General features: G+C 59.8%; 16 protein-coding genes. 4 read left to right on the top strand and 12 right to left on the bottom strand.

The window, feature by feature from the left end; translation table 11 throughout:
- Positions 1-3: 3 nt before the first annotated feature.
- The 3 genes from ACZ5Q2_RS18470 to ACZ5Q2_RS18460 are packed head-to-tail and all read right to left on the bottom strand — an operon-like array spanning position 4 to position 4,464.
- Positions 4-1,662, bottom strand: coding sequence for an acetolactate synthase large subunit (locus tag ACZ5Q2_RS18470; protein WP_432210587.1), 1,659 nt, complete (start codon positions 1,660-1,662; stop codon positions 4-6).
- Positions 1,659-2,846 carry an L-lactate dehydrogenase gene (locus ACZ5Q2_RS18465; protein ID WP_432210588.1) on the bottom strand — a complete coding sequence of 396 codons (1,188 nt, stop codon included), beginning with the start codon at positions 2,844-2,846 and terminating at the stop codon, positions 1,659-1,661. Before ACZ5Q2_RS18465 ends, ACZ5Q2_RS18470 begins: the two co-directional genes overlap by 4 nt.
- A gap of 4 nt (positions 2,847-2,850) precedes the next feature.
- The gene (locus ACZ5Q2_RS18460; RefSeq protein ID WP_432210589.1) at positions 2,851-4,464 is read right to left on the bottom strand and encodes an FAD-binding dehydrogenase; all 1,614 of its coding nucleotides are present in this window, start codon (positions 4,462-4,464) and stop codon (positions 2,851-2,853) included.
- A gap of 114 nt (positions 4,465-4,578) precedes the next feature.
- On the opposite strand from ACZ5Q2_RS18460, the gene ACZ5Q2_RS18455 reads away from it, so the two are divergent.
- The gene (locus tag ACZ5Q2_RS18455; RefSeq protein WP_227510172.1) at positions 4,579-5,562 is read left to right on the top strand and encodes an AraC family transcriptional regulator; all 984 of its coding nucleotides are present in this window, start codon (positions 4,579-4,581) and stop codon (positions 5,560-5,562) included.
- A 2-nt stretch (positions 5,563-5,564) separates the two neighbouring features.
- Here ACZ5Q2_RS18455 and ACZ5Q2_RS18450 read toward each other — a convergent pair whose 3' ends face one another.
- From ACZ5Q2_RS18450 to ACZ5Q2_RS18440, 3 genes are all read right to left on the bottom strand, one after another.
- A complete protein-coding gene (locus ACZ5Q2_RS18450; protein WP_061332321.1) occupies positions 5,565-6,950 on the bottom strand; it encodes a PhoH family protein in 1,386 nt (461 codons plus the stop codon).
- A 24-nt stretch (positions 6,951-6,974) separates the two neighbouring features.
- Entirely contained in the window at positions 6,975-7,466 is a 492-nt protein-coding gene (locus ACZ5Q2_RS18445; RefSeq protein WP_058091756.1) for a CBS domain-containing protein, read from the bottom strand.
- Between the two features lie 94 nt (positions 7,467-7,560).
- On the bottom strand, positions 7,561-8,295 hold the full coding sequence (locus tag ACZ5Q2_RS18440; protein WP_061332320.1) for an START domain-containing protein: 735 nt from the start codon (positions 8,293-8,295) through the stop codon (positions 7,561-7,563).
- Between the two features lie 137 nt (positions 8,296-8,432).
- Between ACZ5Q2_RS18440 and ACZ5Q2_RS18435 the strand changes: the two genes are divergently transcribed.
- Complete coding sequence (locus ACZ5Q2_RS18435) at positions 8,433-9,440, top strand: DUF2804 domain-containing protein (RefSeq protein ID WP_061332337.1); 1,008 nt, start codon at positions 8,433-8,435, stop codon at positions 9,438-9,440.
- A gap of 14 nt (positions 9,441-9,454) precedes the next feature.
- Here ACZ5Q2_RS18435 and minE read toward each other — a convergent pair whose 3' ends face one another.
- The 5 genes from minE to ACZ5Q2_RS18410 form a co-directional block, all read right to left on the bottom strand.
- Positions 9,455-9,706, bottom strand: coding sequence for a cell division topological specificity factor MinE (minE, locus tag ACZ5Q2_RS18430; RefSeq protein WP_061332319.1), 252 nt, complete (start codon positions 9,704-9,706; stop codon positions 9,455-9,457).
- Between the two features lie 3 nt (positions 9,707-9,709).
- Entirely contained in the window at positions 9,710-10,522 is an 813-nt protein-coding gene (minD, locus tag ACZ5Q2_RS18425) for a septum site-determining protein MinD (protein WP_061332318.1), read from the bottom strand.
- A 64-nt stretch (positions 10,523-10,586) separates the two neighbouring features.
- A complete protein-coding gene (minC, locus tag ACZ5Q2_RS18420; RefSeq protein ID WP_106693471.1) occupies positions 10,587-11,351 on the bottom strand; it encodes a septum site-determining protein MinC in 765 nt (254 codons plus the stop codon).
- A 23-nt stretch (positions 11,352-11,374) separates the two neighbouring features.
- Positions 11,375-11,737: a HopJ type III effector protein gene (locus ACZ5Q2_RS18415; protein ID WP_061332316.1), complete on the bottom strand. Its 363-nt coding sequence runs from the start codon at positions 11,735-11,737 to the stop codon at positions 11,375-11,377.
- Positions 11,737-12,015: a DUF1244 domain-containing protein gene (locus tag ACZ5Q2_RS18410; protein WP_058091762.1), complete on the bottom strand. Its 279-nt coding sequence runs from the start codon at positions 12,013-12,015 to the stop codon at positions 11,737-11,739. Before ACZ5Q2_RS18410 ends, ACZ5Q2_RS18415 begins: the two co-directional genes overlap by 1 nt.
- Before the next feature lie 115 nt (positions 12,016-12,130).
- On the opposite strand from ACZ5Q2_RS18410, the gene dinB reads away from it, so the two are divergent.
- Both dinB and ACZ5Q2_RS18400 read left to right on the top strand, forming a co-directional pair.
- The gene (gene dinB, locus ACZ5Q2_RS18405; RefSeq protein WP_061332315.1) at positions 12,131-13,195 is read left to right on the top strand and encodes a DNA polymerase IV; all 1,065 of its coding nucleotides are present in this window, start codon (positions 12,131-12,133) and stop codon (positions 13,193-13,195) included.
- Positions 13,196-13,359: 164 nt separating this feature from the next.
- Entirely contained in the window at positions 13,360-14,772 is a 1,413-nt protein-coding gene (locus ACZ5Q2_RS18400; protein WP_061332314.1) for a pectin acetylesterase-family hydrolase, read from the top strand.
- Here the strand turns inward: ACZ5Q2_RS18400 and ACZ5Q2_RS18395 are convergent.
- Positions 14,745-15,422 (bottom strand): hypothetical protein, encoded by a 678-nt coding sequence (locus ACZ5Q2_RS18395; protein ID WP_432210590.1) that lies wholly within the window; start codon positions 15,420-15,422, stop codon positions 14,745-14,747. The genes ACZ5Q2_RS18400 and ACZ5Q2_RS18395 overlap by 28 nt on opposite strands.
- Positions 15,423-15,442: the final 20 nt, after the last annotated feature.

Below are 15,442 nucleotides of genomic sequence, written 5' to 3'. Positions count from 1 at the left end.
CCCTCAGGGCGCAATTTTCTTCTTAAGCGCCTTGGTCAGTGGCCTTGGCAGGCTCGGCAGCGATTTCAGCAGCCAGGGCAGAACCTTTCTTTTCACGCCATTCAGGGATTCCGGCACTACCGCTTCGATCAGGTGAGGGCCGGGGTTGTGTTTGGCGTATTCCATGGCTTTGATCAGCTCTTCCGCGGTGGTTGCCCGGGTGCCGTGCACCCCCATGCTCTGGGCCAGCAGCGCGTAGTTGGTGACCGGGCCACTGATGTCCAGTTGGGATTTGGCCTTGGCTCCGGCTTCTTCGGCGCCAACCCGTTCCAGTTCTACGTTCAGGATCGAGTAGGAGGCGTTGTTGAAGATAATGGTGGTCACGTTCAGGTTTTCCCGCGCCATGGTCCACAGGGCTTGGTTGGTGTACATGGCGGTGCCGTCACCGATCAGCGCGTAAACCTGGCGGTCGGGGCAGGCGATGGCCGCACCGACCGCGTTCGGCATGCCTTGCCCGATGGCACCGCCGGTGAGGGTGATCATGTCGTGCCTCGGCGAGCCGGCGGTCATGGCGTTGAGCATCAGGCCGGAGGTGATGGATTCGTCCACAATGATGCTGTTCTCGGGCATCAGCTCGCCCACCGCCCGGCAAACTTTTTCGGCGGTGAGTTTGCCTTTGGGCAGGCCGGGGCGGCCAGGCGCCTGCAGTTTTGGTTGGGCACTGCTGGCACCGAGGGTATCGGCCAGCTTCTTGAGGCTGGCGGTGGCATCCTGTTCCGGCGCGCTCAGGGTGTGCGCGGTGCAGTTGTCCGGCACCAGGTAACTCTGTTTTCCCGGGTAGGCGAAGAAAGATACCGGCGCCTTGGCGTCCACCAGAATCAGATGGTCGAACTCGGAAAGCTGCAGGGTAGCGAGTTCTGCCAGGTAGGCGATCCGCTCCACCGGCGGCAGGCCGGCGCCCCGTTCAATGCGGGTCGGGAAGGTTTCAGCAAACAGGGTGACCCCGTTGTGGGCGGCAATGCGGGCTGCTTCCAGCAGGGCGGGCTCACGCAGCGCCCGGCCACCCAGCAGCAGAGCGGTTTTCTTGCCACTGCCAATGGCCTCCGCGGCGGCCTGAACGGCGTGGTCATCGGCCGCGGGTGCCTGCGGCTGTGTTGGTGCTGCACAAGGTTTGCCGCCTTCGCCCCAGGACACGTCTGCCGGCAGAATCAGCGTGGCTACCTGGCCCGGCAAACCCCGGGCCGCAGTGATGGCTTCGGCGGCGTCCTGGCAAAGGGCTTCGGTGCTTTGTGACGTGCGCACAAAATTGGGGGAGATGTTGCGGGCCACGGTTTCGATGTCAGACTGCAACTGGGCGTCGTATTTCACATGGTAGGTGGCATGGTCGCCAACAATGTTGACCACCGGCACCTTGCCTTTGCGGGCGTTGTGCAGATTGGCCAGGCCGTTGCCCAGGCCGCAGCCCAGGTGTAGCAGGGTGGCGGCGGGTTTGTCAGCCATCCGGGCGTAGCCGTCGGCGGCACCGGTGGCCACGCCTTCAAACAGGGCCAGTACCGCTCGCATCTTGGGTTCGCTGTCCAGGGCGGCGACAAAATGCATTTCGCTGGTGCCGGGGTTGGTAAAGCAGACTTCAATACCCGAATCCACCAGGGTTTTCATGAGTGCCTGAGCGCCGTTGGTCATTGTTGTTCTCCAGCTTGGGTCAATGTGTGTGTGTTTGGCAGATCCAGGTGGGCCGCGCTGATGTCAGCAATTCGGGTGACGCCGGTCAGGGTCATGGCCAGTTTCAGTTCCTGCTGCCAGGTGTTCAGGAGTCGGGTTAATCCGGCCTGGCCTTCCGCCGCCAGGGCCCAGGCCCAGGGGCGGCCAACCATCACGCCGTTAGCCCCCAGGGCGAGGGCGCGGAAAACGTCCACGCCGTTGCGGATGCCGCCATCCACCAGGATCTCGGTGTCTTGACCAACGGCGGCAACGATATCAGCGAGTTTGCTGGCGGTGGCGGCCACACCGTCGAGCTGGCGACCGCCGTGGTTGGAGACCACGATGCCATCGGCACCCACGTTGACGGCTGCTTTGGCATCGTCCACCTCCAGAATGCCTTTGAGGATCAGCTTGCCGGGCCAGCGTTCCCGTAGCCATTCGATGGCCTGCCAGGTAACGGAGGCATCGAATTGGGTATCCACCCACTGTTTGAACGAATCCAGATTGCTGGCCTCTGGCACGGCGTCGCTCAGGTTGCCGAAGGTCAGGGGTTTGCCTTTTATGGCCACTTGCCAAAGCCATCCCGGCCGCGACAGCAGTTGCTGTGCCTTGAGGGAGACGGAACGGGCACCGCTGCTGTCCAGACCGTTGCGGGTGTCCCGGTGTCTGGGGCCAGGTAGGGGCAGGTCGATGGTGAAAATCAGGGTCTGGCAGCCGGCATTCCAGGCTTTTTTCAGCAGAGTGTCCACGTACTCCCGGTCACGAATCATGTACAACTGGAACCAGAAGGGTGCATTGGCGGCGGCTTTCACTTCGTCCAGCGGGCAGATGCCAACGGTGGATAGGGTGAACGGTACCTCGGCGGCATTGGCTGCCCTTACCGCCTGGGCTTCTCCCCGCTGTGCCATCATGCCGGCCAGCCCCAGGGGCGCCAGGGCCACTGGCATGCTGCAGGATTGGCCGGCCAGCTGGGCGCGGGTGTCTACGTTGTCGACATCAATCAGAACACGCTGGCGCAGGGCGATATCCTGCCAACCGCTGACATTGGCCCGCAGGGTTTGCTCTTCGGTGGCACCGCCGTCCAGGTAGTCTGCCAGGAAACGGGGCAGTTTACGGCGGGCGAGGATCTGGTAGTCGGCGGCAGTGGCCGGATAACTCAGGGGCATGGTGTCAGCCTCCGTTGGTGATGGAACGGGCGGCCGCCCGGGCAGTCAGAATGCAACCGGGCAGGAAGGTGCCTTCCAGTGATCGCTTGCCGTTGCTGCCGCCGCCACCAAAACCGGCCGCTTCACCCACACAGTGCAGGCCTCGGATGGGCTGGCCGCTGGCATCCAGCACCCGGCTTTGCAGGTCGGTACGCAGGCCGCCCAGGCTCTTGCGGGTGGTCAGTTGCATGTGGATGGCGATGAAGGGGCCGGCCCCTGGCTTCTGCAGCGGCGCCGGTTTGCAGGTACGCAGCCGGTCCGGCCCCCATTGGCGGGCGTGGCGAATCATGCGGATTTGCGGATCGTTGTTCAGCTGGCTGCCTTTGCTGAAATTGGCATCGAAGGCATCGGCGGTGGCTTTCAGGGTGGCAGCGTCAATGTCCAGAGAGCAGGTCAGGGCATTCATTTTCTTCGCCAGCCCTTCCAGAGTGTCGTCCACCAGGAAGTGACGGCTTTCGTTCTGCATCTGATTCACCAGCGGTTTGTTACCCAGCAGCAGTTCTTTCAGGAACAGGGGGAATTGCTTGTCCCGGATGCGGGCGTTGTGTTCGGCACCGGAGATGGCAAATTCTTTCAGGGCGATACGCCGGTTCAGCAGGTGCCAGGTCCAGGGTTTTTCCTGTTCGGCCACGCGCTGGCAAAGCCAGTGGGTATCGAAGCCGGTCACCAGGGGCTCCGGCCCGATGCGCTCGCCCCGGTGGTTCAGCCAGAGCGCGGATTTACATGGAATGGTAGACAGGCCATGGCCCGGGAAATGCGGGTAGGGGTGGGGAAAGCCCGCCGCGTAGTTCCACATTTCGCCGGCGTGGGTAATGCGCGCGCCCAGGTGATCTTTGGCCCAGTGGTGCAGTTTGCCATCGGCAAACGGGTGGGCACCGTTAAGCATGGTGGCCGGTTGCGGGCGATGTTTGGGCCAATTGGCCCGGCATTCGGCGTGGCTGCCGTTGATGCCGCCCATGGCCAGCACCACACTGGTAGCCTCAAACCGGACCTCTTTGCCGGTTTCCTCGTTGATGGCAATGGCGCCGCAGACCTCACCTGCCTGATGGTCCAGCCCGGTGATCCGGTGGCGGTGATGAATGGTGAGGCGGCCGCTGGCATTTTCCTCATGCAGGGCGTTAACCATGCAGCGCACCAATTCCCGGGAGGTGCCCCAGGTAACATGGTAGCGGGGCACACTATTGCCATCGCCAAACCGGCCACGTTCTACCCAGTTCACCGCCGGCATGAATTTAATGCCCTCGTTGGCGAGCCAGTCGTGCACGTCGGAACGGGAGTGTTCAACGTAGTAGCGGGCCCATTGCATGGGCCATTCATCATTGGGGTCCAGTTCACCAAAGCGCAGCCAGTCCTGGAGGGCCAGTTCCGGCGAGTCGGCAATTCCCATACGCCGCTGCAGTGGGGTGTCGATCAGCGCCATGCCACCAAAGGCCCACAACGCGAGGCCGCCAAAGCGTTCGGGAGTGTCCCGGTCAACGATGGTAACAGTCTTGCCCGCCCGCAGGGCTTCGAGGGCGGTAACCATGCCCGCCAGGCCGCCGCCGGCAATCAGGATGTCTGAGCAATCAGGTTTTGCCATGGTGCATGTCCAAGCTGTGTTTTTGGTTTTGTTGTTACAGACCATATAACGCTATGATCGGATCTGAATTGACTTCAGAGGCCAGAATAATTGACTTTAGAAGCCACTGTTTCCATGGGATGGGTCAACACCGTGATCGATGCCGCTCGCCGTCTGGGGGTTGGCGACACTGTGTTGCTCGAAACTGCGGGCTTGCCAGCACAGGCACTGGCCTGGGAGCGCTGGCCCATCGATTTCATTACCCGGCTCTGGCACGCTGCCGAGCGCTGTACCCACGATCCCGGCTTTGGCCTGAAAGTGGGCACGGGCGTGCGCCCGGCCAGCATCGATGCCGTCAGTTTTGCCATGCAGAGTGCGGCGACGCTGCGCGAAGCCATTACCCTGGTGCAGAAATATCAGCGCCTGATCTCTGACGGTGGGCGCTTCCAGATGTTGCCCGGTAGTCGGGGTACCTGGATTGTCTACCATCCAAGGCAGGGCCGGCTGGCATTCAGTCCGCACCAGATTGAGGCCGTATTGTCGGCGGTGGTGAGCCTGACAGACTGGATAGCGGGATCGGCGGTGCGGCCGGTGCGGGTTCAGTTCAGTCAGGCCCGGTTGGGGCCGGTTCGCGGTTATCGGGAGGTGTTTGGCTGCCCGGTGGATTTTGAACAGGCATTCAGCGGTTTGCTGGTGAGTCATGAGATGCTGGACAAGCCTCTGCCACAGGCAGACCCGGCCCTGGCTCAGGTACACGAGCAATACAATGCCGGGCGCCTGGCCGCCCTGGAAAAGGGAGCGGTGTCGGCAGAGGATCTGCGGCAATGGCTGGTGGCACGTGTCGGGCCAACCTTGCCCCGTCGGGCAGAGGCAGCGGGAGCGTTGGGTATCAGTGAGCGGACGCTGGCGCGCAGGCTGGAGACTCAGGGTTACACGTTTAACAGCTTGCTGGATGAGGTGCGCCAGGAACTTGCCCTGGCGGCCGTGCGAGAATCCCGCCAGTCCCTGGCGGATATTGCACTATCGCTCGGCTTCGCCGAACCGAGTACCTTCTACCGGGCCTTCCACCGCTGGACGGGGATGCCCCCGGCGCGCTGGCGCAAGCTGGAGGCAGTTTAGGCTTACAGGTTGGCTTCGGCGAACTCCGCCAGCACCGACCTCGGTACACCTTGCAGGTGAATGTGGCCTCCGTGGCGGAAGCCCTTGAAGCGCTCGGTCATGTAGGTCAGGCCGGAGCTTAGCGGGCTGAGGTAAGGCGTATCAATCTGCGCCAGGTTGCCCAGGCAAATCACCTTGGAGCCGTTACCGGCACGGGTGATGATGGTTTTGATCTGGTGCGGGGTCAGGTTCTGGGACTCGTCAATTATGATGAGGCTGTGCTGGAAGCTGCGGCCGCGGATGTAGTTCATGGATTTGAAGTGCAGCGGCACTTTGCTGAGGATGTAGTCGACGCTGGCGGTCATGTTCTCATCGTCTTCGTGCAGGGCTTCCAGGTTGTCCACGATGGCGCCCAGCCAGGGCTCCATTTTCTCCGCCTCGGTGCCAGGCAAAAAGCCGATGTCTTCGTCCAGCCCCTGGGTGGACCGGGTGGCGATAATGCGCTTGTAAAGCTTGCTGGCCACGGTCATTTCAATGCAGGCAGCCAGGGCCAGGATGGTTTTGCCAGAGCCGGCGGAGCCGGTCAGGTTGACCAGGTGGATGTCCGGGTCCAGCAGCAGGTGCAGAGCCATGGCCTGGTAGATATCCCGTGGCACCAGCCCCCAGACTTCCTCGTTCATCAGGTCGTGTTGGTGCAGGTCTTTGATCACCAGCTGGTCGTCGGAGATGTCCACCACCTGGCCGACAAAACCGTGCTCATCAATCACGAACTCGTTGATGTTCAGTCTGGCCAGTTCGCCCTCACGTTTGAGCAGGTGTTCGGTGACCCCTTCACGCTGTACCGTTTCTACCTTGGCGATGTTATCCCAGAAGGAGTTCTGGAACTCCTTGTAGCCTTTGGGTAAAAGATCAATGTCATCTAGCAGCTGATCATTGTGGTAGTCCTGGGCCTCTACGCCAAAGCCCCGGGCTTTCAGGCGCATGTTGATGTCTTTGCTGACCAGGATGATGTCGCGGGATTTGTGCCGGGCCTGCAGGGCGGCCAGGGTATTGATGATCTTGTTGTCGTTCAGGTGTTCCGGCAGGGAATGATTGCCGATGCCCTCGGTGCTCATGATGATCGACAGGGTGCCCAAAGGCTCCGCCTTTTTGCCGCGAACAATCGGCACACCTTTTTCAATCACTTTCGGGCTGGCGTCGCCCAACAATTTGTCGATGTTGCGAATGGCCTGGCGGCAATCGGCGGCGACGGTCTGTTTGCCGGATTTGAGGCTGTCGAGTTCTTCGAGAACCGTCATCGGAATGATGACGTCGTGTTCTTCAAAATTCAGGAGGGCGTTCGGGTCGTGAATCAGGACGTTGGTGTCGAGGACGTACATTTTTCGGCGAGCTTGCGGTGCTCTTGGCATAGGTAGGGCTACCTCTCTGGTGGCTCAGTCGTTCTCGGCGCAGCGTTGCGTCAGTTCCTTCTGGGAAATCAGCTTCAGCATATCGTAAGTGGTTATGATACCGGTAATTTTTGAGTCCCTGGTGACAAAAATACGGTGCAGGTGTTCGCGCATCATGATATTGGCAATGTCTCGCACCGGGGTATCTTCGTCAACCGAAAGCACGATGGGTGTCATGATATCGCGCACTTCAACCGGCACTTTGCCCATCTCTTCAAAGATAACCATGCGTAGCCGACGGGCTTCTTCCTGTTCCTCGGGGGTCAGCTGCGGTTGATCACCGGTGCGGCTGGCGTTCCAGCGGAATTCGGTGATGTCTTTGAGGGTGGCGATGCCGATGATGTCGCCGTTGTCGTCTGTTACCGGGCTGCCGGTGATTTCGTTGTCCGTCAGAAAACGCGCCAGCCGGTCCATGGTCCAGTGGTGCGGTACGGCTTTAACGGTCGGGGTCATGATCTCATGGGCGAGAACGCTCATTGGTGGGCTTCTTCCATTTGCAGTCCTTTTGATGAAGCTTAGCCGTTCCTTGGCTGTCCGTCACCCCTGTCTCTGTGTCTTGATCAACCCTTGGTCACGGCTGGTCAGCGGGGACGACCGCCTGAAGATTGCCGTTCTCGCCCCATTCAAGTTGGTAGCCCTGATACTTGTCTTCTTTGGCCACGGCCTCCAGCGCTTGCAGGGACTTCACTGGAATGTCGACCAGCAGATTATTCACTAGCCAACCGGGGAGAGCTCCGTTGGGTTCCGTGTGCTGAACCCAGACCATACGGGTTTTGTCGCCGTCCGGGGTGAAACGGTAAAGGGTGTCTGAGCGATCAACCCGAACCCGGCTGTTGAATTCGGCCCGCATACCCGGCACGGCATTCAGGTCCATCACCACTTCGCCGGTGTCGCCGTTGCCCCGGGTGCGTATGCGCAACACGTAATCACGGTCAGTCACCGGCCAGGGCATATCGTTGACGGAGTAAGCATAGCGATCGTGGAAGTCGCCCTGGCCAAAGGCATAGGATTCGGTGCAGTTATGGACCCATTCCTTGCAGGATTCGGGATTGATCATCACTGCCATCAGGTTTTCCAGGGGAACGTCCAGATTGGCCACGGCCTTGAAGGCCTGAAACCCGGAATTGCTCTGGTCCATGGTGTAAATGCGAATGTTGTCGACTTCCTTGCGCAGGGTCCACTCCTGGGCATCCTCCGGCGGGAGTGAAGGGTGATCGCTGGCCAGGCCGGGCAGGGTCAGGAATATGAGGGTGCTTACCACACCCACCATAATGCCCTTGAAGCCATGGGCTCTGATTATTGTCATAAGCTACACTTCCTTGATGAAGGTGCGCTGAGTCTAACATGGTGCCGGTTTCTGCTTTTTGGCGGGAATATGGGATTGTGAACCAGGTAGCGTACTGGTGCGCCACAACTCATGAATGGCCTGATCTGACGATTATTATGACCCTGAAGAACCTGATTGATGCCAAGGGCAGAATAGCACCGGGTGTGATGGAGCAGCCGGTTGAGACCATCAACTATATGGATTATGACCTGCGTACGGTCATGGACCGGCCCCGGTCCCGATTGGCCCGGCGCTGGCGGTTCAATCAGTTCCAGTTTGTCAGCGCCATGGCACCGGGCTGGGTGTTCGGCATGGCGATCGTGGACCTGAAACTGGTGGGCAACGGTTTTTTCTATCTGTTTGATTTTGAAAGCGGTCAAATGTTTGAGCAGTCATTCATGCAGCCGCTGGCCAGGCACACTGATATTGAACCCTATCCTGAACATGGTCATGCCCGGTTCCGCAAAGGTGACGTGTCGCTGGCCATCGAACCGGCCACTGGCGGCCGTAACATCCGGGTGACGGCCCCGGGAAATATTCGGGTGGACCTGGAACTCCGAGACACTGACCAACCCCTCAGGCTGGTCTGCCCGGCAGGCTACAATGGCTGGGTTTTTACCCGCAAATCCGCCGGGGTCCCGGTTGAGGGGGAGGTGCGTTGGGGCCAGCAGGTATGGCGCTGTGATGAGCAAACCCGCGGCTCTATTGATTGGAGTTGTGGCTTCATGCGCCGGGAAACTGCCTGGAATTGGGCCTGTCTGGCCGGGGTAACCGAGCAGGGGGTGTCTGTGGGGCTTAATCTGGCGGCCGGTGTGAATGAAACCGGGATGACCGAGAACGCCCTGTGGCTGGATGGCCGGTGTGTGAAGCTGGGCGCCGCCCGCTTCGAATTTGACCGATATCGGCCGGGTGCCGATTGGCGGGTTACCACCGAGGATGGCCTGGTGGACCTGAGTTTTGTGCCTGCAGGCACGCGCAAGGAACGGCTGAACGCTGGCGTGCTTGCCTCCAATTTCCGGCAGTTTGTGGGCACCTTCCGGGGAACGGTCAGAGATGAGGCGGGCCAGTCAGTCCCCGTAGACGGGCTGCGGGGACTGATGGAAGACCACTATGCCCGCTGGTAAGGCGGGCGCAGCGATTACTTTTCCGGCAGGGTGACGTTCAGCTCCAGTACCGAGCAACTTTCGTTACGGTCCACGTCCACCTGAACCATATCGTCACTGATCTGGACATATTTGCGAATTACGTCCAACAGCTCCTTCTGGAGCTGTGGCAGGTAATCCGGCATGTCACGCTGGCCCCGTTCGTGGGCCACGATAATCTGCAACCGTTCTTTAGCAACGCTCGCAGTATTGGTCTTCTTGCTTCGGAAATAATCCAGAAAACTCATCCCTTAGCCCCCTTTGAACATCCGTGAGAAGAAACCTTTTTTCTGGGAGGTCATGAAGCGATGTTCGCGCTCCTCTCCCAGAAGCCGGGCAACGGCGTCGTCATAGGCCTGGCCGGCATCGCTCTGGTCTTCCAGAATCACTGGCAGGCCCTGGTTGGAGGCGTTCAGTACCACCTGGCTCTCCGGGATCACGCCCAACAGCGGTATCGCCAGAATTTCCTCGACATCGGTCACCGACAGCATCTCGCCGCGTTCTACCCGGTCAGGGTTGTAGCGGGTCAGCAGCAGGTGTTCCTTGACCGGGTCCTGTCCCATCTCGGCTCGCCGCGACTTGCTCTGGAGGATGCCCAGAATGCGATCGGAATCCCGTACGGAGGAAACTTCGGGGTTGGTGACCACAATGGCCTCATCGGCATAGTACAGGGCCATCAGAGCGCCATGTTCAATGCCCGCCGGGGAATCGCAGACGATGTAATCGAAGGTTTCCGACAGTTCGTTGATGACCTTTTCCACACCGTCTTTGGTCAGTGCTTCTTTCTCACGGGTCTGGGAGGCGGGCAGAATAAACAGCGTGTCTACCCGTTTGTCTTTGATCAGCGCCTGGTTGAGTGTGGCTTCGCCCTGGATCACGTTGACGAAGTCATAGACCACGCGGCGCTCACAATTCATGATCAGGTCCAGGTTGCGCAGGCCCACATCGAAGTCGATTACGACGGTCTTGTGGCCGCGCTTGGCAAGGCCGGTGCTGATTGAGGCGCTGGTGGTGGTCTTGCCAACGCCGCCCTTTCCTGAGGTAACGACAATGATTCTAGCCAAGGTTCAGTTCCTGTTTCGCAGTGGATTCGTCATGTCTTCAACGTTGTTATTGGCTGTCACAACATCAGGCCTTGTCCAGTGGCGTCACCACCAGCAGGTCGTCCCTGAGCTGGATCTGCACAGCGCTTTTCCAGCCATTGTCCTGAAGATCTTCGGAGATTTTATAGTGTCCGGCGATGGACACAAGCTCTGCTTCAAGTGACTGGCAGAATACCCGGGCGGTTTCAGCTCCGTGGATGCCTGCCAGCGCGCGCCCCCTGAGTGGTCCGTACACGTGGATATTGCCCGCGGCGAGCACTTCGGCACCGGCCTGAACCGGGGCCAGAATGATCAGGTCCCCTTCCGGCGCATAGACCTGTTGGCCAGAGCGAACGGTCTGGCTGATGATCTTGGCCGGCGCCGGTTCGCTGGTGGGAACGTCAGCGGGGCTGGAGGTCTCGGCTTCCGACTTGGTGGCCTCATCAGGTTGCGCCCGGGCCGGCGCCTGTTCGCGCAGGCTACTGCCGGGAAACAGCGCCAGTGAGGCTCCTCGAGCCAGGCGGCGCTGGTCGTCGTTGCCGGCACGAACGCCAATCACATGGATGTTATGGCGGCGGCAGGTACCGATCATCTTGAAGAAGTCCAGCTCACTGTCCAGCCCCTCGTATTTCTCCAGGCTGATCACCAGGGGGATATCTTTGAAAAATCCCGGAGCCTGGCTGATCTTGTCCCGGAGATTGGCTTCGAACTCGTCGTTGTCGAAGTAATAAAGTTCCAGGGCTGTCAGCGAAACAGAGGCACTTTTCAGCTGGAAACTCTGTTTTAGCCCGGAGGCGGCGGTATCGCTCATGAATCAGTGTCTTCCCTGGTGGCTTACTGGTTGGGTTCGTTGCGGGCTCGCAGTGGCTGCTGATCAAACCGGATGCCAGACCAGCCCGTGCTGATGAACTGGCGGATGTTTCCGTGACTGTCGCCCGCAGGGTCGCCCAGCACCTGTTGATAGTGTTGGGCGAACAGGTTCAGGGTGTCCGCCTCGCTCAGGTTGCAGTACTGGCCCAGTGCGAACACCCGGCAGGAACCGGCGTTTTCACCGGCATCGTTTCGCACCGGGCCATTGTTGAAGCCCGTGGGCTGAAACTCGAAATGCTGGTCGATCAGCGCCAGGGTGTCATCAAAATTGGCGTGGCCCGCGTCGAGGGAAGCCAGGTGGATGCGTACTGCCTCATTGACGTTCATTATTTGTGATCCTGCTTCGGACCAATCTGATATTTTTCTTTCCACTGCTCATAGGGCATGCCGTAGATTTCTTCCCGGGCGTCCGGATCGGATAGCTCAAAGCCTCTTTCCTGTGCTTCTGCCCGGTACCATTTGGACAGGCAGTTGCGGCAGAAGCCCGCCAGGTTCATCAGGTCAATGTTCTGCACGTCGGTATTCTGGCGTAAATGCTCCACCAGGCGCCTGAAAGCAGCGGCTTCGATCTCAGTGCGGTCAGACTCGGGTATGGGGTTGGTCATGGGGCCTCGCAGAAGACGTTCCGGTTTGGTGTTAGGGTTCCTGACATTCTCTGCATGTTAGCTTAAGATACAAGGCTGTATAAATGTACAGATTGTTTACGCGAGCCCACGGACCATGCCCCAGCGCAAGATCATTCATGTGGATTGCGACTGCTTCTATGCGGCGGTCGAGATGCGCGACGACCCAACGCTGAGGGACGTGCCCCTGGCGGTTGGCGGCGCCGAGGGCCGGGGCGTGGTGACCACCTGCAACTACCGGGCACGGGCCTTTGGTGTGCGCTCGGCCATGCCCGGCAGTGAAGCCCGCAGGCTGTGCCCGGGGTTGGTGACCGTGCCGCTGGACATGGCGCGATATCGGGCGGCGTCTCAGCAGGTAATGGCCATTCTCCGGGAAATGACCGATCTGGTGGAACCCCTGTCGCTGGATGAAGCCTTCCTGGATGTGTCGGACATAACGGATCACCGTGGCAGCGCCACCCTGATGGCCCGATACCTGCGGGAGAGGGTCCGCCAGGAGGTAGGTATTACCATCTCCGCCGGCGTGGCCCCGAACAAGTTCCTGGCCAAGATTGCCAGTGACTGGCGCAAGCCCGACGGCCTGTTTGTGATCACGCCGGAGCAGGTGCCGGAATTTGTCGAATCCCTGCCGGTGGAAAAACTGTTCGGTGTGGGCCAGGTGACCGCCGCCAAGCTGCATTCCATGGGCGTGAAAACCTGCGGTGACATGCAGTTGCTGGGGGTGGACACCCTGATTGAGAAATTCGGCAAGCAGGGCTACCGGTTGTTTGAAATGGCCGCAGGCCGGGATGAGCGGCCGGTAATCGTTTCGCGGGTGGCGAAATCGGTCAGCGTGGAGCGGACGTTTTCCCAGGATCTGCCGGATAAGACCGCCTGTGAAACCGTGATGCCCGCCCTGGTGGCGGATCTCAATCTGAGACTCGCCAGGAAGGGGCGGCAGAAACCCATCCACAAATTGTTTGTGAAGATTCGCTACAGTGATTTTTCAACCCATACCCTGGAGCGGGTACGGGAGTCGGTGGCCGAACCCGAGGTTGCCGATTACCAGCCCCTGCTGGATGAGCTGGTTACCCGGGCCGATCGCCCGGTCCGTTTGTTGGGGGTGGGCGTGCGTTTTCGCAACGATGAGGCACCGGTTACCCAGCTGAGGCTGTTCGACTGATCTTTTCCCAAGTGGCTATATCCCCGCCTTTTTTAGTGTAAATCGGTCTTGCGCTCTCTTTGACGTGACATTGTGTCATATCTAGTTTTAGGTTGACGATTTCCTGCTGTAATCGTTGCGGGCCAGGCCCGCCCATTAAAATAACAAGTGCAGGAGAGCAAAAAATGAACAAGCCTGACAGGTGGTCCCGGTGTCGCCATAGCGCGCTGGCCGGGTTGTTATTATTAGCCTTTGCCGCCCCCGCCGCTGCGGAACTTGGCGACTACGGGTTCTGGCGAACCCTCGGCAATCTGGTTGCGCCTCCCGGAGCGGATAATCCGGTTACCTCTGACCAACGCCAGGGAGAATACCCCCTGCTGGCAAATCCGCCTGGGTACAACGACGGCTTTTCGCCCGGTGCCTACTACCAGTGGCAGACGGTTCCACTGGCGCCGGAAACCGGGGCGGTATGTGGCAACGGTTCCGAATACAAGTTCTTTGTAAACCGGGTGCCCAACACCTCCAATACGGTGGTTTATTTTGAAGGCGGCGGTGCCTGCTGGGACTATGAAAGTTGCAGCGGTCAGACTGGCATTCGTGGTGCCCGGAACCCCGATGGCATACCGGACGACTACCTGTCGTTGTTGAACCCCGGCGCAAGCCTGGTCAGCCCGTTTGTGGTGCGCCTGCACCCCTGGAGCCGGGTGAAAACCCAGAACTGGAATATGGTCTACGTGCCTTACTGCACTGGCGACATCTACTCCGGTGACCGGGTAGCGGTGTACCAGGACCCGGAGGGTGAGGCTGAACCATTGGTCTGGCACCACAACGGGCTGCGTAATAGCCGGGCGGTGATTTCCTGGTTGAAAGACAATCTCCAGCGGCCCGGGCAGATGCTGACAACTGGCTGCAGCGCAGGTGGCATCGGTGGCTTGACAAACTATTATCCGGCCCGCCGGGACATGGCGCCCACCCGCAGTTTTCTGATCAACGACTCCGGGCCGGCATTCAGTGCGCCGGTAGGGGCAGATCCACAACAGTACCCCTCGGTCTTGCTGCAGGGTTTGATCCGGCAGGTGTGGGGGCTGGATCAGGACAATGGGCCTCTGGCCTATCTGAAGTCTGGTTTGCCCGGATTAAACCTGAATGACCTGGGGTCGCTGTATCCCGCCCTGGCCAGTGCATTACCTCAGGATCGCATGGGGCATACTCATTTCTGGCGCGATCTGAATTACTCATCCTACTCCTACGAACGTTTCTTCGATGACATCGAACAGGCGCCGGATCAGGCTACCAAGGAGGCCCTGCTTCACCAGAAATGGGCGCAGGATACCGAACGCCTGAAAAATACCCTGGCCGGGCTGGATAACTTTGGTTACTACCTGCCCATGTTCCGGGATGTGAATGAAAGCCACTGCACCTCAATCATCGAGTTCGCCAATTCGGATATTCAGGAACTGGGCCTGGAACTGGACCACTTCGTGAACAACGTGATGAACGGCAGCGGTTCGGTTATGCAGGCTTCAGAGACCGACACGGTGGCGGATTACAACAAACCGTTCAATCTGCTCTACTGGTCGCTGGACCAGTTGCTCTGAGGGTCTGGTTCGGGCTGGCCCATGGTCTCGATCCGCGCTTCTAGCAGGCGTTGACGCAGATACTGGTCTCGGGTCAGCCCTCCGGGTATTCGGTCCAGGGCCATGACCTCTTCAACAATCTCTTTCTCCCGGACCTTGTAGCGATCAAACTCGGGTTTAGGGGCCGACCGCCAGGCCTCAAGGCGCGCCTCAGACCGGGCCTGATAGCGTTCGATCAGTTCTGTGGCCGCCGCCTTGGCGGCCGCTTCGTCCTGCTCCAGCAGCTGTAGCAGGGCGAGCCTCACCATGAGCGCTTCTGGCGCGCTGACCTGGGTTTCCTGCTCGTAGCGGGCCAGCTGCTGTTCCAGTTGGTCGGCCCGGTTCTGTCGTTGCTGGGCGTCCAGTTCGGCTGCTTCCTGGAAAAAGCGTTGCAGCTCTTCCTCGAAATCGAGTCGTTGGGCGAACTGAATGATTCTGGGGTCTTCCAGCAATGCCTGTTGCTCGGGGGTCAGATCGATCGGTACTGGCGTGTCGGCAGGGGCGTGTGAAAGGGGATCATTGGGGGCACCGTCGTCGACCTGCCCTGGCGGTGTGTCGGCCGGTCCAGGCCAGAGTAACACCAGTGCTGCTGCGGTGGCCACGGCAATGATGAAGGGTTTTCCGTGCTTCATGACGGGCTCCGGCAATAAGG

The organism is Marinobacter alkaliphilus (assembly GCF_055394375.1).
This window is presented reverse-complemented; position numbering and strand designations above follow the sequence as displayed.

What these genes read in the sequence shown, in the direction of transcription:
- ACZ5Q2_RS18470 (WP_432210587.1), bottom strand. Translation starts at nt 1,662, where the DNA reads ATGACCAACGGCGCTCAGGCACTCATGAAAACCCTGGTGGATTCGGGT.
- ACZ5Q2_RS18465 (WP_432210588.1), bottom strand. Translation starts at nt 2,846, where the DNA reads ATGCCCCTGAGTTATCCGGCCACTGCCGCCGACTACCAGATCCTCGCC.
- ACZ5Q2_RS18460 (WP_432210589.1), bottom strand. Translation starts at nt 4,464, where the DNA reads ATGGCAAAACCTGATTGCTCAGACATCCTGATTGCCGGCGGCGGCCTG.
- ACZ5Q2_RS18455 (WP_227510172.1), top strand. Translation starts at nt 4,579, where the DNA reads ATGGGATGGGTCAACACCGTGATCGATGCCGCTCGCCGTCTGGGGGTT.
- ACZ5Q2_RS18450 (WP_061332321.1), bottom strand. Translation starts at nt 6,950, where the DNA reads ATGCCAAGAGCACCGCAAGCTCGCCGAAAAATGTACGTCCTCGACACC.
- ACZ5Q2_RS18445 (WP_058091756.1), bottom strand. Translation starts at nt 7,466, where the DNA reads ATGAGCGTTCTCGCCCATGAGATCATGACCCCGACCGTTAAAGCCGTA.
- ACZ5Q2_RS18440 (WP_061332320.1), bottom strand. Translation starts at nt 8,295, where the DNA reads ATGACAATAATCAGAGCCCATGGCTTCAAGGGCATTATGGTGGGTGTG.
- ACZ5Q2_RS18435 (WP_061332337.1), top strand. Translation starts at nt 8,433, where the DNA reads ATGACCCTGAAGAACCTGATTGATGCCAAGGGCAGAATAGCACCGGGT.
- minE (WP_061332319.1), bottom strand. Translation starts at nt 9,706, where the DNA reads ATGAGTTTTCTGGATTATTTCCGAAGCAAGAAGACCAATACTGCGAGC.
- minC (WP_106693471.1), bottom strand. Translation starts at nt 11,351, where the DNA reads ATGAGCGATACCGCCGCCTCCGGGCTAAAACAGAGTTTCCAGCTGAAA.
- ACZ5Q2_RS18415 (WP_061332316.1), bottom strand. Translation starts at nt 11,737, where the DNA reads ATGAACGTCAATGAGGCAGTACGCATCCACCTGGCTTCCCTCGACGCG.
- ACZ5Q2_RS18410 (WP_058091762.1), bottom strand. Translation starts at nt 12,015, where the DNA reads ATGACCAACCCCATACCCGAGTCTGACCGCACTGAGATCGAAGCCGCT.
- dinB (WP_061332315.1), top strand. Translation starts at nt 12,131, where the DNA reads ATGCCCCAGCGCAAGATCATTCATGTGGATTGCGACTGCTTCTATGCG.
- ACZ5Q2_RS18400 (WP_061332314.1), top strand. Translation starts at nt 13,360, where the DNA reads ATGAACAAGCCTGACAGGTGGTCCCGGTGTCGCCATAGCGCGCTGGCC.
- ACZ5Q2_RS18395 (WP_432210590.1), bottom strand. Translation starts at nt 15,422, where the DNA reads ATGAAGCACGGAAAACCCTTCATCATTGCCGTGGCCACCGCAGCAGCA.